Genomic DNA, 22,573 nt, shown 5'->3' with positions numbered 1-22,573 from the left:
CTTTCGATTTAGACAAACCCACGGAAATTTCAAAATATACACGAATAAAGACAAGAAAAATACTCTCTGTCCATCATAAACAAAGAGTATTAGATTTTTACTTAAGATTCCACTCTTCTCTCAGCCAATCACAAAAATGATGATAGCGTTGCTCAAGAGCTTCATGATGCCCATAAGCATCAAAAGTAGAATAAGTTGAGGGAACTGCTTCTGAAATCAGATCATGAATGTTTCTAGCAAAAATAGGAGCCTTAGACAAACGGTTGGAATGATTAGCACCTTCTGTCTGACCATTTTGTAGATAAATAAGGCTTTGGCTCTGTATCAAGTCATGTCCCCTACAAAAATCTATAAAGTCTGGATACCAGAAGGAACCACAGATAGAGAAAATACAGCTCAAAGGAAGATAGCTACTATAGAGACTATAAACAGCAGCAAGACCGCCAAGTGAATAGCCACCATAGGCAATTCGACTTTCATCAATCAAGTAGTCCTTTTGCAGAGTTGTTAGAATCCCTTGAAAGAGCTTTTGATGGTATCGGTCTAGTCTTCCACCAAAGTCTGAGCCCCCTTCTTTCAAAGCACTAGCTTGCCAAGGTGTAAAGTCATCCAGACGATTTTCTGGAATCAAGCCCACCAAAATCACAGATTGGGATAGGTCTGATAAATAATCCAGTTCCCCATCGTTTAAGAGCACAACTGGGTAGGCTTGTTTAGAGTCATAGGTTGAAGGAAGGCTGACCCTAACCTGAATCCCTTCCCAGTTAAACTCCTTATTTCTTGATAAAGTCATTGATTTTTTCAAGGGAATCAATCACTGCAGGACCGTAATCCATCAACTCATCGTAAGAGATAGTCATGATTTTTTGGTTCTTGATTGCTGGGACATTTTCCAAAACAGCATTTGCCTTCATCAAATCCACTGCTTTTTCATCCAACTTTTGATTGCGGTCGCTGGTTACATAGATAATCAACTCTGGTTCCATTGATACTAAGTTTTCCAAGGTCAAACCAGATGTTCCTGTTGCGACATTTGTGTAACCAAGTTGGTTGAGCAAACTTTCTTGAAGGGCTGACTTGTAGGCACCAAAGGTTTCGTCATTGTAGGCCACCATAATCAAAGCCTTTTTCTTTTCACCTTGTGTTTCTGGGTTAGCTTTTTTAACCGCATCGATTTTAGCTTGCAATTGCTCTGCGTATTGATTAGCCTTGTCTTGGACATTGAAAATGGTACCAAGATTCTTCACATCTTCTACGATATTTCCTAAATCCTGTTGGATATTTGAAAGTGAAGCTTTTTGCGTATAAACAGGGATTTTGTTTTCATTCCAAGCACTAATGGTTCCCATTGACTTTTCAGAAAACATCATGTTGCGGCCCATCAAGGCATCTGGTTCATAAGAAAGAACAGTTTCTTGTGAGACTGATTTTTTATCACCAATATGAGGGATGGCTTCAATCGCTTCCTTGTATTTACCAGTTACGGCATTATCAGGATTGAGCATGCCAGCAATTTTATCCTTCAAACCGAGTTCAAGTAGGATTTCAGTTGTTGAAAGATTGTTGGTAATGACCTTTTCAGGTGCCTTTTCAAATACTTGTTCGACTTCATTTCCTTTAGCGTCATAAGTTTTGATGGTTACAGGATAGCTGGTTTCTGTACTAGCCTTTTGACTTGTCTCTGTGCTTGATTGTGTGGTAGCTTTTTCTGTTGCACTATTTCCACAAGCTGCTAAAGTTAAGGTAGCTACTGTTAGGAGCAATATACTAAGTGATTTTTTCATGTTTTGTTTTCCTTTTCATTTTTTATAAATAGTGAATCATAGCTTGCTGATCTTCTGTCCAAGTTACCTTACTTTGGACGTCATAGATAGCCTGCAATGACTCGGGTGTGATGGTCTCTTTTGGAGTTCCTTGGTAAACAATCTCCCCTTCTTTCATTAGGTAGAGATAGTCTGAATAGCGACAAGCTAGCTGAATATCATGCAAGACAGCTAGCACATTGATCTGAAGATTTTTGACAATGGTTAACAAGTCTAGCTGGTACTTGATATCTAAATGATTGGTTGGTTCGTCTAAGAGCAGGAGAGTCGGTTCTTGTGCCAAGGCACGTGCCAACAAAACTCGCTGCTTCTCTCCTCCTGACAAAGAAGAGTAAAGTCGATTTCTCTTTTCGAGCATATCTACCTTGACCAGAGCATCCTCAACCAGAGCAAAATCACTGTCTTTTTCCTTTTGTAAGAAAGAGAGATGGGGTGTTCTGCCCAGCATGACAATTTCCTCAACCGTACAATCAAATTGTAACTGATTAAACTGCGTGACGACTGCCATCTGCTTTGCCGTTTCCTTGACGCTCAATTGTTCCAGTGGCTTTCCATCTAGAGAAATCAAGCCCTGATCAGGCTTTTCCTGTCGATAGAGGAGTTTCAGCAAGCTAGTCTTCCCACTGCCATTGGGTCCTAAAATGGTATGAAATTGGTTGCCCTCAAGTTTAAGTGAGATTCCTTTGAGAATTTTTTTCTCTCCGATTCCAAAGTGAATATCCTGGCACATTAAGTCCATATCAGACCCTCACCTCCCTTCGTCTACTTCCAACCATGTAGATAAAGAAAGGTGCACCTACTAAGGCTGTGAAGATACCAATCGGAAGTTCAGCATTCTGAATCAAGACACGAGCAAGAACATCTGCCCAAACGACAAAGAGGGCACCTAGTAAAGTAGCTATCGGAAATAGCCTTCTGTAATTTGTCCCAACCAAACTTCGGGCTAGATGAGGTGTGATAAGGCCAACAAAACCAATAATCCCACAGGTCGATACCAAGATTGCTGTCATTATAGCCACAATCGTCACATAGAGATACCAGTAAAAATGCAAGGGAATTCCCAAGGTCAAAGCCGCCTCATCTCCCATCATCATAGCATTAAAAACACGATATTGGGTAGAGAAAAATAAGAAAGCTATTCCCACTACTACTGTTGGCAAAGTTAAGTGAGCCCATGAGGTCCCCGCTAAGGAACCCATGGTCCAAAACTTGATGGTCATAACGCTATCAGCATTGGCACCAATAGAGATAATAAAGTTTGAAAAAGCCAAAAATAGTGCATTCACGACCGTTCCTGATAAAATCAGGCTGGAAGTTGTCATCCTGCCTTGAATGGAAGCAATCAGAAGGACTGCAACTGTTGCCACAAGCGCTCCAAGGAAAGAACCTAGACCAATCAAAACTTTAAATCCAAGAATAATACTCAAAGTTGCTCCAAAGGTTGCCCCAGCTGAAATTCCTAACACATAGGGCTCTGCGATTGGATTATTGACTGTGGACTGCATCACACTGCCACACATGGAAAGACCTGCACCCACAATCAATCCAAGAAAAACCCGTGGTAATCTCATATTCCAAACAATAGCAAGTGTAGACTTCGAAAGTTCTCCTATATCCAGAGGGGCCCCCATCTTACTCAAAATAATCCGATAAGTATCACTCAAGCTAATTTGAACTGAACCCATAGAAACAGCCAAAAATAGAGAAACTCCCAAAGTTCCGAGCAACAGCGATAGGAGAAAAATATATCGCAGGTTTTGATGGCTTCCAGAAGATTTGGAAAGCATGAAACCCTCCTTTAACAAAAATTAAAAATTTAGACAATTTTCATGAATAGTATACCACATTTCCAAGGCAGGAACAAGGCTAGAAAGATACAGCTAAAAAGACTGTTAAAACTAGACAGCTGATTGAGCTCAAGCTAAAATCCTAGTGAACAAAAAAATCTACCCGAAGAGAGAACTTTCTGGTTTATTTTACCTTTCAGTGCTAGGAACCGTAACCTAAGATCATACTTGAGTATATCGAGGTAGGTGACAAAAATAAAAAGACTACTCAATCGAGTAGCCTTATTTCAAGATATGCTCAATTGAACACAGCCTAAGCACTTGGCAAAAAGTAAAAAGCTCCCTGAAGTCAGAGAGCTTATTTGAGCTCGAGCTAAAATCCTAGTGAAAAAGATGAAACTCCTTGTGTTCATCGAACACTGTGTCGTTTCCCTATTTTCATACGGATTTTTATCGCCCTTAGCATCATGATTCTTGCTGGATAAAACGTTTATGGACTAGACGGCAAGCCGAAGATTGTACTTGCGTATACCCAGGTAAGGTGACAAAAATAAAAAGACTACTCAATCGAGTAGCCTTACTTTCAAGATATGCTCAATTGAACACGGCCTAAGCACTTGGCAAAAAAGATAAAATCTCCTAGAAACTGAAGTTTCTTCGTCAATTTTCCTATTTTTGCTTTGTGCTTTTGACGGCCTTTGTATCTTGAATTAACGACGAAGTCCAAGAGAGTTGATCAACTCACGGTAACGGTTAACGTCGTTTTTACGCAAGTATGCAAGCAAGTTACGACGGCGACCGATTTTCTTCATCAATCCACGGTAAGTAGCGTGGTCTTTTTTGTGTTGTTTGATGTGTTCGTTAAGGTGGTTGATTTCCCAAGTAAGGACAGCAACTTGAACCTCTACTGAACCTGTATCACCTTCGTGACGTGCATATTGTGCAATGATTTCATTTTTTTTCTCTTTTGAGATTGCCATGATGTTTCTCCTTTTTATTTGGCTTCATCCGAGTGACAGGTTGGCATGCCTGTAACCAAGAAGAAGTTATTTGTCTTTACGACATTTCCTATTCTACCAATAACTAACTTCTTTGTCAACTGATTTACTATTCTTACTGCAAATATGCTATAATATTCATAGAAAGGACATCTAAGTTGATAGTTTTATAACGAGGTGATTACCATGCGTAAATTCTTTAAATATCTCCCCTACTATCTGGTCGTATTTTTCTTTTATTGTCCACTTTATGGATTATTTATACTACTATTACAGAATCCAAAACTAACGGAGCTCTATCTTTTAAATATATTTATCCTTACGCCCATCGTAGTTTTTATAGTTTCGCTTCTTTATAGCTATCGATTTGGTTTTTCACTCTATTGGCTTCTAGTTAGTTGCTTACTCTATGGCTTTACTATCATTCCTTTCAGAGAATTTATCATTGTTTATTTCCTAGCCTATGAAATTCTTATTCTACTAGGTACAGTTATTGGTGCCACTATCAGGTATCTGGTTCAAAAACTGAAAAACAAAAAACTTTCACAAAATCCTTGAAAAATCTCGCAATCATGCTATAATAATGCATAGAGACAAGTCACTTAGAATCTTTCTTTTAGAGAGTGCGTGGTTGCTGTGAACGCATAGGAAGACTATACTGATACTACTCTACTGACTTTTATGCAAACATAAAACGGTGGCCACGTTAGAGCCAATCAGAGGTGTCCCTCTTTTTTGAGGAACATAAATGAAGGTGGAACCACGTTGCGACGTCCTTTTTAGGATGTCGCAATTTTTTTATGAGGAGACTAACTATGGAGTTACAAGAATTAGTGGAGCGCAGTTGGGCAATCCGACAAGCTTATCACGATCTGGAAGTTAAGCATCATGATTACAAGTGGACGGTAGAAGAAGACCTCTTGGCTTTATCAAATGATATTGGAAATTTCCAACGATTAGTGATGACCAAGCAAGGACGCTACTATGATGAAACACCATACACACTGGAACAAAAACTTTCAGAAAATATCTGGTGGCTAGTAGAACTTTCTCAACGTTTGGATATAGACATCCTGACGGAAATGGAAAACTTCCTCTCTGATAAAGAAAAGCAGTTGAACATTAAGACTAGGAAGTAGTCTGCTAATAAAAAGTCAATGCTTAGAAACTATGAAATATAAAAAAGGAGAAAACCATGATTAAAATTACTTTCCCAGATGGCGCTGTTCGTGAATTCGAATCTGGCGTTACAACTTTTGAAATTGCTCAATCTATCAGCAATTCCCTAGCTAAAAAAGCTCTTGCTGGTAAATTTAACGGCAAACTCATTGACACAACTCGTGCTATCACTGAAGACGGAAGCATCGAAATCGTGACACCTGATCACGAAGATGCTCTTCCAATCTTGCGTCACTCAGCGGCTCACTTATTTGCCCAAGCTGCTCGTCGCCTCTTCCCAGACATTCACTTGGGTGTTGGTCCAGCTATCGAAGATGGTTTCTACTACGATACAGACAACCAAGCGGGTCAAATCTCTAACGAAGACCTTCCTCGTATCGAAGAAGAAATGAAGAAAATCGTGAAAGAAAACTTCCCATCTATTCGTGAGGAAGTGACTAAAGATGAAGCGCGTGAAATTTTCAAGAACGATCCATACAAATTGGAATTGATCGAAGAACACTCAGAAGATGAGGGCGGTTTGACTATCTACCGTCAAGGTGAATATGTAGACCTTTGCCGTGGCCCACACGTCCCATCAACAGGCCGTATCCAAATTTTCCACCTTCTTAATGTAGCTGGTGCTTACTGGCGTGGTAATAGCGACAATGCTATGATGCAACGGATCTACGGTACAGCTTGGTTTGACAAGAAAGACTTGAAGAACTACCTTCAAATGCGTGAAGAAGCCAAAGAACGTGACCACCGTAAACTTGGGAAAGAGCTTGACCTCTTCATGATTTCTCAAGAAGTTGGTCAAGGACTTCCATTCTGGTTACCAAATGGTGCGACTATCCGTCGTGAATTGGAACGCTACATCGTCGATAAGGAAATCGCCGCTGGTTACCAACACGTCTACACTCCACCAATTGCCTCAGTAGAACTTTACAAGACTTCTGGTCACTGGGATCACTACCGTGAAGATATGTTCCCAACTATGGATATGGGAGATGGTGAAGAATTTGTCCTTCGTCCAATGAACTGTCCTCACCATATCGAAGTCTTTAAGCACCACGTTCACTCATACCGTGAATTGCCAATCCGTATTGCTGAAATCGGTATGATGCACCGTTATGAAAAATCTGGTGCTCTTACAGGGCTTCAACGTGTACGTGAAATGTCACTTAATGATGGTCATACTTTCGTAACACCTGAACAAATTAAAGATGAGTTCCAACGTACGCTTCAATTGATTATCGACGTTTACGAAGATTTCAACTTGACTGACTATCGTTTCCGTTTATCATATCGTGACCCTCAAGATACTCACAAGTACTTTGATAATGATGAAATGTGGGAAAATGCTCAACGTATGTTGAAATCAGCTATGGATGACATGGGACTTGACTACTTTGAAGCTGAAGGTGAAGCAGCCTTCTACGGACCAAAATTGGATATCCAGGTTAAGACTGCCCTTGGTAAAGAAGAAACTCTTTCTACTATCCAGCTTGACTTCTTGCTTCCAGAACGCTTCGACCTTAAATACATCGGAGCCGATGGTGAAGAACACCGTCCAGTGATGATCCACCGTGGTGTTATCTCAACTATGGAACGCTTCACAGCTATCTTGATTGAAAACTACAAGGGTGCCTTCCCAACATGGCTTGCACCACACCAAGTAACTCTTATCCCAGTTTCTAACGAAAAACACGTGGACTACGCTTGGGAAGTAGCTAAGAAACTCCGTGACCGTGGTGTTCGTGCCGATGTGGATGAACGCAATGAAAAAATGCAATTCAAGATCCGTGCTTCTCAAACTCAAAAAATTCCTTACCAATTGATCGTTGGTGACAAGGAAATGGAAGAGAAGGCTGTAAACGTTCGCCGTTATGGTCAAAAAGAAACTGAAACTATGCCGGTAGACGCATTTGTAGAATTGATTCTTGCAGATATTGCCAACAAATCACGAGTTGAAAAATAAACGATAAAATCTGGGATAACAATCCCATCTACATAAAAAAGCAACAACTGAAAACGTTGTTGCTTTTTTATGTATCCTGAGCTAGTAGTGATTGGTCAAACTTCCACAAATGGCAGCCTCATCAACGATCCTTTCTATCCACTAACTTTGGGATATAGGATATCCTCCTAAGATTTGCTTCCTCGAGTTAGAAAAGGTCAATATCCTCAATCCTTGTCTGCTTCATTTTCTTTTACGAGATCTTTTTGTGAATCTTTTTCAGAGAGTTTTTGATCGATATACTTATTAATGGTTTCATAAAATTCCTTGGTCATCTCACTATCTAATTTTGTCGAATTATGAACCTGATTGACTTTCAATTGAACAGATTGAATCCCGTAAGAGGCTTGTTTTTGGAGAATTGTTTCTAATTCTTCTTCTGAAATCGGATCTCCAACAACTGTCAAGACCAATTCATTGTCCCTAGACTTGTAGACTTGATTAATGACCGTATGATTGGCGAACTCTTTTCCTACAAACTGTTTAATCCCTTCTTTTCGTGCTTGATCTATCGTCAGAGTGACTGCTGAATAGCTGGCTGGAAGAACCAATAATACAATTAAGGATATCAACCCAATTCTCATTTTAATGTTTAGCTCTTTAAATGAACTTAAAGGAGATTTTCTCATCAAAATTCTTGTTCCAACAATGTTGATTAGCATGATAAAGACACAGTTGATCAAGAAAAGATAGAGAGCTCCGAATAAAAATCGTACATTTCCATTAGCTAAACCATAACCTGCAGTACAGATAGGTGGCATCAGAGCTGTTGCAATGGCTACTCCAGGCACGATATTATTTGCTTCTTTTTTCCTTGAACCAATTACACCTGCAATCCCACCAGCAATAGCAATGAGAACATCCCAAATGGTTGGAGATGTTCGTGCAATCAACTCGCTACTTGTATAAGATAAGGGAGAAATCCAGAAATACAGAGTCGAGACAAGCAAACTGACTAATACTTGAGTAAATAAAACCTCTAGAGATTGCTTGATTAAACGCGTATCAAAAATAGCTAAACCAAACCCCAGTCCAACAATCGGTGTCATAAGAGGGGAAATCAGCATGGCTCCAATAATGACAGCTGTTGAATTCATATTTAGACCTATAGAGGCAATAAAAATCGCACACATCAAAATCACTGTATCTCTTAATCGAACATGAAGGTCATCATATAATTTCTCACGGTATTCACGTGTTGAATAGTTTCCGGTCATTGGTTACTCCTTTTATTTCATATAATCTTGTTTCTGTATGGATGATGGTAGAGAGACATCTGTCCAATCTTACATATTTTTAATTCTCACCTGTCATTCTTTTGAAAATGATCCTTTAAATATCCATCAGTCCATCCTTAACATTATATCAAAAATTTTACAGCCTTTCTCTGAAGAAATCAATCAATTTAAAAGATAGAGAAAGGTAGAAATTTTTGTTTCCTTATCCGAAGAAGAAAAAACGTTATCTCCTCTGAAAGAAGATAACGTTTTAATGTTTAAACATGATGAGTGTGTTTGGCTTTCCAATTTTGCATCATGCAAATCGGTCAAGGTATTGCGATCCCCAAGGTAAACCCGCAAATTATGGCTACTAAGATAGAGTATCCAATATAATCTAGGATTCCTCCGTCAAAATAACTTTCTGACTTTACATTATATCCTTTATTTTTATATTTGAACAATCTTGCGATAGCTTCTTGAAGTTATCATAAAGATTAGTACATAAACTAAAGCAAAGATACCACAAATAGAAAGTGTTACACTTAACATCATGGCTGAATCAACAACACCAACGACCTTGAGAATCAGGCTCAACATGTGATAAGCAAAAGCCAGATGAAGGAAGGCAAAGGCCAGAGGTAGGAAGAAAACAGTCAAGACCTGCTTGTTAATGGTTTGCTTGATTTGTTTTTGATCCAAACCAACCTTTTGCAGAATGACAAAGCGTTCACGGTCTTCATAACCTTCTGAAATTTGTTTATAGTAGATAACGAGTACAGTACCTACCATAAAGATGATAGAGAGAAAAATACCGATAAAGAGGACTCCACCAAAGAGAGCGTTCATTTCGACAGTTGACTCACTCGCAATGTTTGCACCGTAAACCATACCATCCTCGTTCTTGAGATTGTGACTGAAATTATTCACATACGCATCGAAATCATCAGATAGCTTTAACTGTTCCTCTTTACTTGCTGTCACATCCATTCCACCATATAGCTGAGTGTATATAGCAGAATCCTGGTATTTATCTAAAAAGTCCTGCAAATTTGAGACAACAAGGTAGTTATAATCTGAGATCAAAAGTACATACTGGTTAGCAACATGGTCTCTGAGGAAATCTTGCTGGATTTCTTGCTTGATCGTATAGTTCTGATTGTTCAGACTGAATGCTTTTTGACCTTTAAGGCCATCGTTCTTAGCGAATAGTCCCACCTCATTATTCGTAAGGTTCAGCTTTTGTCCAGTCATTTTTTCATAATCCTTTTGATCAAAGACTAGGAAAACTGTCTTGGGCATAACACTATTTTGACCTTTTGCAAAGGTGGTTAATTTGGTACCATCTTGACTAGAAAGGCCGAAACTTGCATAGCTAAGAACATCCTTAGTGCTGATTGTTAGGTTCTTTTCCTTGGCATACTGAGTTAAAAGTTGGTCTAAATCCTCAACTTCTACATTTTGTCCTGAAATTGACATATCGTGAGGATACAGGAGTTTTTTAATATTTTCAGAACCATTGTAAATACTGGTTGCTGCCGACATGGTGACCAAAACCATGGTGGAAAGGATGGCGATAGTCGCTAAACCAACCGCATTTTTCTTCATACGGAAAATGAGGTTAGAAACAGAGATGAGATTGTTAGGTTTGTAGTAATATTTCTTGTTTTTCTTGAGCATTTTCAAGAAAACTGTAATCCCAGCATTGAACAAGAGATAGGTTCCTAAAATGACCAGTATTACAGCTAAAAAGAAGGTAGAAATAGCTAATAGAGCATTTGTTACGCTTTGAGCTAGATAATAGCCACTACCTAAAGAGAGTAGTCCCAAGATTGTCTGAAACACTAGGAAACGGCCCTTCTTCTCACCTTTTGCTTTCTCACGAGATAGTTGGAGAGCATCCATACGGATAATGCGGATAGCATTTAGGAAGACAATGACTAAAAAGATAAAACCAAATACCAGAAGGATGGAAAGGACTACGGACCATTGGAAGGTTGCGACTAACTCCACCTTCATCTTTGAAAGTTTGAGCAATAAAGCGAAAATCAGATTGTCAAAGAGGGCACCAATCCCAATCCCAGCAGTGACTGTTACTAGACCAAAAATCAGGAGTTCCTTGAAGGTCATACCAATCAAATGTCGCTTTTCTAGTCCCAACATGCCATATATACCCAGTTCTTTGGAACGATTTTTCATGACAAAACTGTTGGCATAAAGGACGATAATGGCAGATGCAAGTGTTACTACGATGAGACCTAGTTGTAGGGTAAATTGAATAGAAGATCCACCCCGCATTTCTACCATTTTAGGATTAAAAGTTAATGAATAAAATAGGTAGCTGATAGTAACTGCAAGGAGAACTGCTAGTGCAAAAGGATAATAGAGTTTACGGTTTTTGATTAAGTTGGAGATGGCCAACTTATTGGTTAATCGAAACATACTAGTTCACCTCACTTGCCATAACAGTCAAGGTGTCAGAGATTTCTTGGAACATCTGACGTTCAGTCTTTTCACCACGGTAGATTTGATTGTAAAGGATGCCATCCTTGATGAAGAGGACACGTTTCGCACGACTGGCCGCAGCTGTTGAGTGGGTTACCATGAGAATGGTTTGTCCTTGTTCATTGATCTGATCAAAAATATCAAGAAGGGCTGCAGATGATTTAGAGTCTAGAGCTCCTGTTGGCTCATCAGCAAGGAGAATTTCAGGTTCTGTAATGATGGCGCGTGCAACTGCTACCCGTTGTTTTTGCCCCCCAGAAATTTCATAAGGATACTTCTCCTGCAATTGGTTGATGCCAAGATTTTCAGCCGTTACGACCAATTTTTTCATCATTTCTGTAATAGGCTTTCTAGACAATACCAAAGGGAGTAAGATATTGTCTTTAACAGAAAGCGTATCTAACAAATTGAAGTCTTGGAAGACAAAGCCTAACTTTTCACGACGGAAGCTTGATGCTTCAGTATTTTTAATGGTAGCTGTGTCTGTTCCGTTTAGGAAGACCTGACCACGAGTTGGTTTGTCAAGCATGGCGAGAATATTGAGTAAAGTAGATTTCCCAGAACCAGATTCACCCATGATAGCAACGTAGTCACCTTTTTCTACAGTAAAATGAATATCTTTCAGGGCTTCTACTTGGTTGCCTTGGAAACGTGTTTTATAAATCTTTTGAACGTGTTTTACATCTAATAGTGTCATGATAATCTCCTTTTTAATATCTCATTAGTTGAAACTGAGCCTGCATAATAGCGCAACCGAGCTGAACTCGCTCGATCTCTTTTGGACTTGGTTTACCTGTATGTTTCTTTTGTAAGATTGTTTTCATGGTTTCTCTCCTTTTTCTTTATGCTCTAAGTTTACTCCAAAAAAAGATGGCTTGCCATAACATAACCTTACAAAAGAGGTCTGTAATCTTACATTTTTGTAAGATTACAATTTTTTATCTGATTGAAGCCTGCTTTCTTACCATAACAAGGTCTAAAGAAGAGCCTGAAAGGATTCTTCCAAGCTCTTAGTAATTCTTTTCACTCAATCAGTAGGTTTACTTCTGAAAACTTAATGCGCACAGTCGTCCCTTGACCAAGTTCAGATTCGATACGGATCTGATGTCCTAATTCTTGGCTGATTTTCTGGGTTAGATAGAGCCCAAGTCCAGATGACTGCTGGGTCATTCGACCATTATATCCTGAAAATCCACGTTCAAAGACTCGCAACCGATCACTGTTTTTGATGCCAATCCCAGTATCCTTGATGCAAAGTTCTTGACCATCCATATAGACTTCAATTCCACCTGCATTTGTGTACTTGAGGCTATTTGACAGGATTTGTTCAATAACTACCAACAGCCATTTTTTATCCGTCACAATGCTCCTGTCTAAGTCATGCAGATTAATACTTAGACCTTTCTGAATAAAGAAAAGGGCATATTTGCGAATGACTTCCTTGACCAAATCTTCTATATTTTCTTTCTTCAAAACCAAATCATCATGGAAGCTTTCTAAGCGTAGATATTGGAGAACGAGATTGGTATAGGAATCAATCTTAAAAATTTCCTGTTCCAACTGTTGCTTCAGTTGGCGATCCGCCACCTCACTTACAAGGAGTTTACTGGCTGCAATTGGTGTTTTTATCTGATGAACCCAGAGTGTATAGTAGTCCACCAAATCATTATAGCGGTTTTCAGCATCTGATTTCTTTTGATAGAGTTCAGATTCGCTTTTCTCTAATTTTTCAGTTAGAAGGACTTCCATTGGTGACTTAGCTTTTCTTTCGCCATAGAGCAATTCCTTACGATAACGTTGCAATTCTATCAAGAAATCAAATACCAAAAACAAAAATGTCAAAAATGTAGATAGAAAGAAGAAATAGTTAAAGTAAGGTCCTTGACTAACAAATAGGACATCAAAAAGAAAGATGAGACCCGTCAATAACAGAATAAAAGCAAAAAAACGGCTACGCGAACGGATATAAGCTAGAAAAAAACTTTTAAGTTCAAGCATGTTTCAATCCGTACCCTATTCCTTTCTTGGTTTCAATAAAACCAATCAAACCTTCTTCCTCCAATTTCTTACGCAAACGAGCGACATTAACAGACAAGGTATTGTCGTCAATAAAAAAGTCACTGTTCCAGAGTTCACGCATCAAGTCATCACGCGCTACGATATTTCCTGCATGTTCAAATAAAACCCGTAAAATCTGAAATTCATTCTTTGTTAAACTGATAGCTTTGCCATTGACATGCACATCCATAGATTTGGTATTGAGGATAACTCCAGCATACTCTAGGAGACTCTCATCCCGTCCAAACTCATAAGAGCGGCGCAATAATCCTTGTACCTTAGCTAAAAGTACCTGCTGGTCAAAAGGCTTGGTCACAAAATCATCTGCCCCCATGTTAATAGCCATCACGATGTCCATAGCCTGGTCTCTTGAAGACAGAAACATAATAGGAACTTTGGAAATCTTGCGAATCTCCTGGCACCAGTGATAACCATTAAAGAGAGGCAAGCCGATATCCATGAGAACCAGATGAGGTTGAGATTGAACAAATAGTGTCAGAACTTCCATGAAGTCTTCTACCATAACTACTTCAAAACCCCATTCGGAGAGCATTTTCCCAACTTGCTGACGAATAACTGGATCATCTTCTACTAGTAAAATCTTGTGCATCTGCTCCTCCTTTTTCTATATTATAGCAAAATTCTTCTCACTACTAGCGAAATTGATGCAAATCTGATAAGATAAAAGTTAAGAAAGGAGTTCCCATGGCCAATATTTTCGACTACCTAACTGACGTTCAATACGATTCTTTTTATGATATTCCCTTAAATGAACTGGATATACTTGCTTTGACAGAGCTGACCTACCTGTCTTTTGATAACTTGTTGGACCAATCCGTCAATCGTTTAAGCGATGTCGCAACACGCGTCCCTCGAGAAAGTACCATGTTGACCAATAAAGAACGGCTTCAGCTCCTCGATCAGTTATCCCAACACAAACGTTTTAAAAATAGCAAACTTTCTAATTTTGTCAACGAGGTCGACACAGAACTTCAAAAGCAGTTTGCTGCTATGACCTATCGTCTGAACCTAGATACTTATCTGATTGTCTTTCGTGGCACAGACGACAGTATTATTGGTTGGAAGGAAGATTTCCATATGACCTACATGAAGGAAATCCCTGCCCAAAAGGATGCTCTTGAATACTTGGAAGATTTCTTTACCCAACATCCAAAACAAAAAGTCATGCTTGCTGGACATTCTAAAGGTGGGAATCTAGCCATCTATGCTGCTAGTCAAATCCTACCTGAATTGCAGGAAAAGATATCTGCGATTTATACCTACGATGCCCCTGGTTTGCAGGCTCATCTGACTGAAACCACTGGTTATCAAGATGTTATTCCAAAAATTCGCCGCTATGTCCCACAGGGATCTGTCATTGGCATGATGCTAGAAGTCCCTGATACACCTATCGTCGTCAAGTCTACAGCTCTCGGCGGTATCGCCCAACACAGTACCTTTAGTTGGCTGACAGAGGGACACCACTTTGTCCAACTAGAGGCCATCAGTAGCGAAAGTCTCCAAATCAAAGACACTCTCAAAGAATGGGTGGATAGTGTGCCCGATGAAGAACTAGAACTCTACTTTGATCTCTTCTTTGGTACCATTCTAGAATCTGGAATCAGCTCCATTAATGAACTGTCTTCTAAAAATGCTATTGACCATGTTCGACAACTTGTTTCTCAAGCTCAGACTCTAGAGCCTGAGCAAGTTGAAATCTTAAAAAATCTGACACAACTCCTGCTGGATGCTCGTTTCCATGCCTGGAAAAATCATTTTTAATCAAGAACAAGGTCTCTTCTCTGAAGGGACTTTTTTATTGATTTCTTATTTTATTCTTCTGTGTTATACTAGTAGGAGTAAATGCTTTGAAAGAGGAAATCCTATGAAAATCCACAAAACTGTGAACCCTGTTGCCTATGAAAATACTTATTATCTTGAAGGAGACCAACACCTGATTGTTGTTGATCCGGGTAACCATTGGGAGGCTATTCGCAAGACTATCGAGACCATCAATAAACCAGTCTGCGCTATCCTCTTGACCCATACCCACTACGACCATATTATGAGTCTAGACTTGGTCAGAGATACTTTCGGAAATCCTCCCGTATATGTGGCAGAAAGCGAAGCTGCTTGGCTCTTTACTCCTGTCGACAATCTTTCTGGCCTTCCTCGACACGACGATATGGCGGATGTCATCTGCAAACCGGCTGAACACACCTTTGTCTTTCATGAAGAATACCAGATTGAGGAGTTCCGCTTCACTGTATTACCAACTCCAGGCCACTCTATCGGAGGAGTTTCATTTGTTTTTCCAGATGGGCACTTGGTCTTAACGGGTGATGCCCTTTTCCGAGAAACCATTGGTCGAACAGATTTGCCAACTGGTAGTATGGAACAACTCCTTCATAGTATCCAAACCCAGCTCTTTACTCTCCCAAACTACGATGTCTATCCAGGGCACGGACCTGCTACTACCATCGCTCACGAAAAAACCTTTAATCCATTTTTCTAAAACATAAAAACCAAGGACAATCATCCTTGGTTTTTGTATTACCAAATAATCACACGGTCCTCTGGTGAACGCCACATGCCGTCGCCTTCTTTGACATCATAGGTTGTAAAGAAGTCATCAAAGTTTGGCACTTGGATGTTAACACGGAGTTTAGCTGGGGCGTGCACATCAACGCTAGCCATCAGTTTCATCAACTCTGGACGGCCTTTCATTCGCCAAATACGCGCAAAGTTATGGAAGAATTCTTCAGCTGAGAAGTCTGGCTCTCTCTTAGCAGCTTCTAGCGCTGCAGCGATTCCTCCTAGGTCAGCAACATTTTCTGATACGGTCAATTTACCGTTAATCGTTGCGCCGTAAGATTCTTGGCCGTCAAACTGGTCGATAACCTTCTGAGTTTTCTCTTTGAAGGCTGCATAGTCGCTCTCAGTCCACCAATCCTTGAGGCTACCATTTTCATCAAAGGAAGCCCCATTTGTATCAAAGGCATGAGAAATTTCATGGGCGATAACCGCTCCGATACCACCATAGTTGGCAGAAGATGACTGATGCAAGTCATAAAATGGTGCCTGTAAAATAGCAGCCGGAAAGACAATCAAGTTCTTTTGTGGATTGTAATAGGCATTAACCATATGAGCAGGCATTCCCCACTCCTTGTAGTCAACCGGCTGGTTCCACTTGCTCCAACTGTGCTTGATTTCAACACGCGCAAAGGCTAGGGCATTCTCAAAGAGGCTGGCAGATTCATTCACTACCTTGTCCTTGTAGCGGGCTGGCAGCTCTTCTGGATAACCAATATAAGGCTTAATGACATTGAGTTTGACAATGGCCTTGTCACGGGTTTCAGGTGTGAGCCAGTCATTTTTAGCCAAACGTTCCTTATAAACGTCAATCATGGTCGCTACTTTTTTCTCCACGTCTGCCTTGGCTTCTGGAGAGAATTTTTCATGTGCATACCAAAGACCAAGCGCTTGTTTGAATGGTCCTTGAGCTAAATGGTAGGCAGCCTTGCGTTTGTCTTGAGCCTCTGGAACTCCTGAAAGGGCACGTCCATAAGCACCTGACAAGATGCGAATCTCATCTGTTAGGTAGCTAGTTGAAAGATTGACTACACTCAAGATCAAGCTTGCCTTGAGCAAAGGCCAAGCTTCTTCACTATAGAATTTCTCTGCGACTTGCCAGAAACGTTCTTCGTCTACGATGACCTTATCTGGAGTTTGACCAATCACTGCTTGGAAGAAGTCATCGAGAGGCAAGGCTGATGCAAACTTTTTGAAATCTTCATAAGAGTATGGATGGTAGAGTTTGGCATATTCTGAACTTTCTTCGTTAGAAAGCACCACAGCCGCAATGCGACGGTCCAATTCCAATCGTTTCTCAAGCAAATCTGCGATTTCTTCATCTGAGAAGTTATAGGCTTTGAGGAGATTAGCAGTACTTTCTTTCCAAAGGTTCAACAATTCCTCACGCTGTGGATGGTCTTCCGCATAGTAGGTCGTATCAGGCAAGATAGTTCCTGGCGCACTGGCCCAGAGAACATTGGTTCTAGCATCCATAAAGTCTGGTGATACGCCAAATGGAAGGAAGTTTGGTTTACCAGCTAATTCAAACTCTGCTAATTTGCTTGCGAAATCCGCAAAACTTTCCAAATCTTGGTATTCCTTAAGCATAGGAAGAACTGGTTTGATTCCATCTGCTTCTCGTTTGTCAAAATCTCTGACCATACGATGGTACTTAACAAAATTTGCCAAGATAGCATCTTCTGGCACTTCTTCACCTGCCAACCATTTGTCGGTTGTTGTTAGCATCAAGTCTTCGATTTCTTCGTCAAGGTCAATAAAACCACCTGTTCGTGATTTGTCAGCTGGAATGACGGCAGTCTTTTCCCACTCACCATTTATAGCATCATAAAAATCATCTTGATAACGTGTCATCTTGTTCTCACTTTCCTAATTTCACTTATTCCTAGCTTAGCAAAATTCCCTTGGGATTGCAATTAAAAATGCCATCTTCTCCTGATTGTTTTCATTATTAATATTTTAAATATTTACAAAAATTAACTTGACTTAATTTTTATTTTAATGTATATTAAAAGATAGGAGGAATATAACTGTATGATACGTATCGAAAACCTCAGTGTCTCCTACAAAGAAACGTTGGCACTAAAGGATATTTCACTAGTGCTCCAAGGACCAACGATTACCGGAATTATTGGCCCAAACGGCGCTGGGAAATCAACATTATTAAAAGGTATGCTGGGAATTATCCCACATCAAGGTCAGGCATTTCTCGATGACAAGGAAGTTAAAAAATCCTTACATCGAATCGCCTATGTCGAACAAAAAATTCATATCGACTACAACTTTCCCATCAAGGTCAAGGAATGCGTCTCGTTAGGACTATTTCCCTCTATTCCTCTCTTTCGAAGTTTAAATGCTAAACATTGGAAGAAAGTGCAAGAGGCCCTTGAAATCGTCGACCTAGCTGACTACGCTGAACGGCAAATCAGTCAACTGTCTGGAGGTCAATTCCAGCGGGTCTTGATTGCCAGATGTTTGGTGCAGGAAGCCGACTATATCCTCTTGGATGAACCCTTTGTTGGGATTGACTCAGTCAGTGAGGAAATCATCATGAATACGCTGAGAGATCTGAAAAAAGCTGGGAAGACGGTTCTCATCGTCCACCACGACCTCAGCAAGGTTCGCCACTACTTCGATCAAGTCTTGCTTGTCAATCGAGAAGTGATTGCTTTTGGTCCGACCAAAGAAACCTTTACCCAAGCCAATCTCAAAGAAGCTTACGGTAATCGACTCTTTTTCAATGGAGGTGACCTATGATTGCAGAATTTATAGATGGATTGCAGAACTTCCACTTTCTCCAAAATGCCTTGATAACAGCCATTGTTATCGGAATCGTAGCTGGAGCTGTGGGATGTTTCATCATCCTACGCGGGATGTCACTCATGGGAGATGCCATTTCACATGCTGTGTTACCAGGTGTAGCCCTCTCCTTCATCTTGGGCATTGACTTCTTTATCGGAGCCATTGTCTTTGGACTGCTAGCTGCTATCATCATTACCTACATCAAGGGAAACTCGATTGTCAAAAGCGATACCGCCATCGGCATTACCTTTTCTTCTTTCTTAGCCCTCGGTATCATCTTGATTAGCGTAGCTAAAAGCTCGACTGACCTCTTTCATATCCTTTTTGGGAATATTCTTGCTGTTCAGGATACAGATATGTTTATTACTATGGGTGTAGGGGCAGCCATTCTCTTGTTAATCTGGATTTTCTTCAAGCAACTCTTGATAACGTCCTTTGATGAACTCTTGGCTAAAGCCATGGGAATGCCTGTCAATTTCTATCACTACTTACTCATGGTACTCCTAACTCTCGTGTCTGTGACAGCCATGCAAAGTGTCGGAACTATCCTGATTGTAGCCATGCTGATTACCCCAGCTGCAACTGCTTATCTGTATGCTAATAGCCTGAAAAGTATGATTTTCCTTTCCTCAACCTTTGGAGCTACAGCTTCAGTTTTGGGACTCTTTATCGGCTATAGCTTTAACGTTGCGGCAGGTTCTAGTATCGTGCTTACAGCTGCTAGTTTCTTTCTCATTAGCTTCTTTATCGCTCCAAAACAACGATATTTGAAACTGAAAAATAAACATTTGTTAAAATAAGGGGCAAAGCCCCAATAAATTGGAGGATCTAATGAAAAAATTAGGTACATTACTCGTTCTCTTTCTTTCCGTCATTGCTCTTGTAGCATGTGCTAGTGGAAAAAAAGATGCAGCTTCTGGTCAAAAACTAAAAGTTGTTGCCACAAACTCAATCATCGCTGATATTACTAAAAATATCGCAGGAGACAAGATTGATCTTCACAGTATCGTTCCTGTTGGTCAAGACCCACACGAATACGAACCACTACCTGAAGACGTCAAGAAAACTTCTCAAGCTGATTTGATTTTCTATAACGGTATCAACCTTGAAACAGGTGGAAATGCCTGGTTTACAAAATTAGTTGAGAATGCTAAGAAAACTGAAAACAAAGACTACTTTGCAGTCAGCGAAGGCGTTGATGTTATCTACCTTGAAGGTCAAAACGAAAAAGGCAAAGAAGACCCACACGCTTGGCTCAACCTTGAAAACGGGATCATCTATGCTCAAAATATTGCTAAGCAACTCATCGCTAAAGACCCTAGCAACAAAGAATTCTACGAAAAGAATCTCAAAGAATACACTGAAAAACTAGACAAGCTTGACAAGGAAGCCAAAGAGAAATTTAACGCTATTGATGCTGACAAGAAACTCATCGTAACCAGCGAGGGATGCTTCAAATACTTCTCTAAAGCTTACGGTGTACCAAGTGCTTACATTTGGGAAATCAACACTGAAGAAGAAGGAACACCTGACCAAATCAAGACTTTGGTTGAAAAACTTCGCCAAATGAAAGTTCCATCACTATTTGTTGAATCCAGTGTCGATGATCGTCCAATGAAGACTGTTTCTAAAGACACAAACATCCCAATCTATGCTCAAATCTTTACGGACTCAATCGCTGAAGAAGGTAAAGAAGGCGATAGCTACTACAACATGATGAAATACAACCTTGACAAGATTGCTGAAGGTTTAGCTAAATAATCATTTTAAAAACGTCAGTCACCTTGAATTGGCGTTTTTTTGATTCAAAATCCGGTCAAATTATTGGAAGAGTCTGAACATTTAATGTAAAATGAAAGAAAAAAGATTGGAGTAGCTTATGACTACATTCCTTGGAAACCCTGTTACGTTTACAGGAAAACAACTACAAGTAGGAGACAAAGCAATTGATTTCTCTCTCACAACGACTGACCTCTCTAAAAAAACACTGGCTGACTTTGAAGGCAAGAAAAAAATCTTGAGTGTCATCCCTTCTATCGATACAGGCATCTGCTCACTTCAGACTCGTCGCTTTAACCAAGAATTGGCGAGCTTAGACAACACTGTTGTCCTAACGGTATCTATGGACCTCCCCTTCGCTCAAAAACGCTGGTGTGGTGCTGAAGGAATTGAAAATGCCATCATGCTCTCAGACTACTTCGACCACTCTTTTGGACGAGATTACGCCCTCTTAATCAATGAGTGGCACTTACTTGCTCGCGCGGTCTTTGTCTTTGATGCTGACAATATTATCCGTTATGTCGAGTATGTGGACAATATCAACAGCGAACCAAACTTTGAAGCAGCCATTGAAGCAGCAAAGTCGCTTGACTAAAATAAAGCCCACTTGTAACAAGGCAGAAAGCTAGAGAAATCTAGCTTTTTTTGGTATACTAGATAGAGATACTAAACAAGGAAATGCGAATGACACCAAATAAAGAAGATTACTTAAAATGTATTTATGAGATTGGCATGGAAGTTCCTAAGATTACCAACAAGGAAATCGCTGCTCGGATGCAGGTATCACCTCCAGCGGTAACTGAGATGATCAAGCGCATGCAATCCGAAAATCTTATATTAAAGAATAAAGAAAATGGCTATATACTAACGGATATTGGTTTAAAGCTGGTCTCTGAGCTTTATCGTAAGCATCGACTGATAGAGGTCTTTCTAGTTCACCATCTAGACTATACCAGCAATCAAATTCACGATGAGGCTGAGGTATTAGAGCATACAGTGTCAGACCTTTTTGTGGAGCGACTGGAAACTATGTTAGGCTTTCCAAAGACCTGTCCCCATGGAGGAACCATTCCTGCCAAGGGAGAGCTGTTAGTTGAGATCAATAACCTTCCACTCTCTGATATCAAAGAAGCAGGGACCTATTTACTAACTCGGGTTCACGATAGTTTTGAACTTCTCCAATATTTGGAAAAACACAGTATCCATATTGGAGATCAACTCCAAGTCAAGCAGTTTGATGGCTTCTCTAATACCTTCACTCTCATTCACAAGAATGAAGAACTCCAAGTCAGCCTAGAAATTGCAAAACAACTTTACGTTGAAAAAATGAACTAAAGTCTTTATCAGCAAAAAACCAAGCCCACGAGCTTGGTTTTTTTTATCTATTTTTGGTGTCAAGGATGATGGTTACTGGGCCATCATTGACTAGTTCCACCTGCATATCTGCTCCAAAGACTCCTGTCTCAACAGGAACTTCCTTGGCTAGTTCTTGGTTAAATTCTTGATAGAAAGCTTCCGCCATATCCGGTTTAGCAGCGCCTGTAAAGGCTGGACGATTTCCCTTTTTGGTATCTGCAAACAAAGTAAACTGAGAGATGGAGAGGATTTGGCCTTGGATATCCTTAACAGACAGATTCATCTTGCCTTCAGCATCTGAGAAAATTCGCATATTGACAAGTTTTCTGACTGCATACTCCAAATCCTCTTGCTGATCCTCAGGTCCAACACCCACTAAGAGCAAGAGCCCCTGCTTGATTTGACCATGAACCTGCCCTTCAATTGAGACCTGAGCTTCCTTGACGCGCTGAACGATAATTCTCATAGAAATCCTTTC

22 protein-coding genes are annotated in these 22,573 nt (G+C 40.1%); 10 read left to right on the top strand and 12 right to left on the bottom strand.

What is annotated here, in order from left to right:
• Window positions 1–97: 97 nt before the first annotated feature.
• The 5 genes from AXE83_RS03740 to rpsO all read right to left on the bottom strand — a co-directional run bounded on the left by AXE83_RS03740 (window position 98) and on the right by rpsO (window position 4,590).
• Window positions 98–793: an alpha/beta hydrolase-fold protein gene (locus tag AXE83_RS03740; RefSeq protein ID WP_060955498.1), complete on the bottom strand. Its 696-nt coding sequence runs from the start codon at window positions 791–793 to the stop codon at window positions 98–100.
• The gene (locus AXE83_RS03735) at window positions 774–1,784 is read right to left on the bottom strand and encodes an ABC transporter substrate-binding protein (RefSeq protein ID WP_060955497.1); all 1,011 of its coding nucleotides are present in this window, start codon (window positions 1,782–1,784) and stop codon (window positions 774–776) included. Before AXE83_RS03735 ends, AXE83_RS03740 begins: the two co-directional genes overlap by 20 nt.
• A gap of 22 nt (window positions 1,785–1,806) precedes the next feature.
• Entirely contained in the window at window positions 1,807–2,562 is a 756-nt protein-coding gene (locus AXE83_RS03730; RefSeq protein WP_060955496.1) for an ABC transporter ATP-binding protein, read from the bottom strand.
• A 1-nt stretch (window position 2,563) separates the two neighbouring features.
• Entirely contained in the window at window positions 2,564–3,610 is a 1,047-nt protein-coding gene (locus AXE83_RS03725; protein WP_060955495.1) for a FecCD family ABC transporter permease, read from the bottom strand.
• Window positions 3,611–4,320: 710 nt separating this feature from the next.
• Window positions 4,321–4,590 carry a 30S ribosomal protein S15 gene (rpsO, locus tag AXE83_RS03720; RefSeq protein ID WP_001018251.1) on the bottom strand — a complete coding sequence of 90 codons (270 nt, stop codon included), beginning with the start codon at window positions 4,588–4,590 and terminating at the stop codon, window positions 4,321–4,323.
• Window positions 4,591–4,794: 204 nt separating this feature from the next.
• Here rpsO and AXE83_RS11400 point away from each other — a divergent pair, with 204 nt between their 5' ends.
• From AXE83_RS11400 to thrS, 3 genes are all read left to right on the top strand, one after another.
• Window positions 4,795–5,166 carry a hypothetical protein gene (locus tag AXE83_RS11400; protein ID WP_060955494.1) on the top strand — a complete coding sequence of 124 codons (372 nt, stop codon included), beginning with the start codon at window positions 4,795–4,797 and terminating at the stop codon, window positions 5,164–5,166.
• A 257-nt stretch (window positions 5,167–5,423) separates the two neighbouring features.
• Complete coding sequence (locus AXE83_RS03710; RefSeq protein ID WP_060955493.1) at window positions 5,424–5,747, top strand: hypothetical protein; 324 nt, start codon at window positions 5,424–5,426, stop codon at window positions 5,745–5,747.
• Between the two features lie 56 nt (window positions 5,748–5,803).
• A complete protein-coding gene (gene thrS / locus AXE83_RS03705) occupies window positions 5,804–7,747 on the top strand; it encodes a threonine--tRNA ligase (protein WP_060955492.1) in 1,944 nt (647 codons plus the stop codon).
• A 206-nt stretch (window positions 7,748–7,953) separates the two neighbouring features.
• On the opposite strand, the gene AXE83_RS03700 is transcribed toward thrS, so the two are convergent.
• The 5 genes from AXE83_RS03700 to AXE83_RS03680 all read right to left on the bottom strand — a co-directional run bounded on the left by AXE83_RS03700 (window position 7,954) and on the right by AXE83_RS03680 (window position 14,176).
• A complete protein-coding gene (locus AXE83_RS03700) occupies window positions 7,954–9,003 on the bottom strand; it encodes a DUF389 domain-containing protein (RefSeq protein WP_060955491.1) in 1,050 nt (349 codons plus the stop codon).
• 450 nt (window positions 9,004–9,453) lie between these two features.
• Window positions 9,454–11,445, bottom strand: coding sequence for an ABC transporter permease (locus tag AXE83_RS03695; protein WP_060955490.1), 1,992 nt, complete (start codon window positions 11,443–11,445; stop codon window positions 9,454–9,456).
• 1 nt (window position 11,446) lies between these two features.
• Entirely contained in the window at window positions 11,447–12,205 is a 759-nt protein-coding gene (locus tag AXE83_RS03690; protein WP_000173364.1) for an ABC transporter ATP-binding protein, read from the bottom strand.
• 326 nt (window positions 12,206–12,531) lie between these two features.
• Window positions 12,532–13,506, bottom strand: a complete 975-nt coding sequence (locus tag AXE83_RS03685; protein ID WP_060955489.1) for a sensor histidine kinase — start codon at window positions 13,504–13,506, stop codon at window positions 12,532–12,534.
• Complete coding sequence (locus tag AXE83_RS03680; protein WP_049530959.1) at window positions 13,499–14,176, bottom strand: response regulator transcription factor; 678 nt, start codon at window positions 14,174–14,176, stop codon at window positions 13,499–13,501. The genes AXE83_RS03685 and AXE83_RS03680 overlap by 8 nt, the downstream gene beginning before the upstream one ends.
• Window positions 14,177–14,271: 95 nt before the next feature.
• Between AXE83_RS03680 and AXE83_RS03675 the strand changes: the two genes are divergently transcribed.
• On the top strand, window positions 14,272–15,348 hold the full coding sequence (locus AXE83_RS03675; protein WP_060955488.1) for a DUF2974 domain-containing protein: 1,077 nt from the start codon (window positions 14,272–14,274) through the stop codon (window positions 15,346–15,348).
• A gap of 103 nt (window positions 15,349–15,451) precedes the next feature.
• Window positions 15,452–16,081, top strand: coding sequence for an MBL fold metallo-hydrolase (locus tag AXE83_RS03670; RefSeq protein ID WP_060955487.1), 630 nt, complete (start codon window positions 15,452–15,454; stop codon window positions 16,079–16,081).
• Window positions 16,082–16,119: 38 nt separating this feature from the next.
• On the opposite strand, the gene AXE83_RS03665 is transcribed toward AXE83_RS03670, so the two are convergent.
• Window positions 16,120–18,012 carry a M13 family metallopeptidase gene (locus tag AXE83_RS03665; protein WP_060955486.1) on the bottom strand — a complete coding sequence of 631 codons (1,893 nt, stop codon included), beginning with the start codon at window positions 18,010–18,012 and terminating at the stop codon, window positions 16,120–16,122.
• Window positions 18,013–18,192: 180 nt separating this feature from the next.
• Here AXE83_RS03665 and AXE83_RS03660 point away from each other — a divergent pair, with 180 nt between their 5' ends.
• From AXE83_RS03660 to AXE83_RS03640, 5 genes are all read left to right on the top strand, one after another.
• Window positions 18,193–18,915 carry a metal ABC transporter ATP-binding protein gene (locus AXE83_RS03660; protein WP_060955485.1) on the top strand — a complete coding sequence of 241 codons (723 nt, stop codon included), beginning with the start codon at window positions 18,193–18,195 and terminating at the stop codon, window positions 18,913–18,915.
• Window positions 18,912–19,760, top strand: coding sequence for a metal ABC transporter permease (locus tag AXE83_RS03655; protein WP_060955484.1), 849 nt, complete (start codon window positions 18,912–18,914; stop codon window positions 19,758–19,760). The genes AXE83_RS03660 and AXE83_RS03655 overlap by 4 nt, the downstream gene beginning before the upstream one ends.
• Window positions 19,761–19,791: 31 nt before the next feature.
• Entirely contained in the window at window positions 19,792–20,721 is a 930-nt protein-coding gene (locus AXE83_RS03650) for a metal ABC transporter substrate-binding protein (protein ID WP_060955483.1), read from the top strand.
• 118 nt (window positions 20,722–20,839) lie between these two features.
• Window positions 20,840–21,334 (top strand): thiol peroxidase, encoded by a 495-nt coding sequence (tpx, locus tag AXE83_RS03645; RefSeq protein ID WP_060955482.1) that lies wholly within the window; start codon window positions 20,840–20,842, stop codon window positions 21,332–21,334.
• An 89-nt stretch (window positions 21,335–21,423) separates the two neighbouring features.
• Window positions 21,424–22,074 carry a metal-dependent transcriptional regulator gene (locus tag AXE83_RS03640; RefSeq protein WP_060955481.1) on the top strand — a complete coding sequence of 217 codons (651 nt, stop codon included), beginning with the start codon at window positions 21,424–21,426 and terminating at the stop codon, window positions 22,072–22,074.
• A 43-nt stretch (window positions 22,075–22,117) separates the two neighbouring features.
• Here AXE83_RS03640 and dtd read toward each other — a convergent pair whose 3' ends face one another.
• Entirely contained in the window at window positions 22,118–22,561 is a 444-nt protein-coding gene (dtd, locus tag AXE83_RS03635) for a D-aminoacyl-tRNA deacylase (protein ID WP_060955480.1), read from the bottom strand.
• Between the last annotated feature and the right edge of the window lie 12 nt (window positions 22,562–22,573).

The organism is Streptococcus sp. oral taxon 431 (genome assembly GCF_001553685.1).
Taxonomy (GTDB): domain Bacteria; phylum Bacillota; class Bacilli; order Lactobacillales; family Streptococcaceae; genus Streptococcus.
The sequence above is the reverse complement of the archived record's forward strand: the minus strand, read 5'-3'. Positions and strand labels throughout refer to the sequence as shown.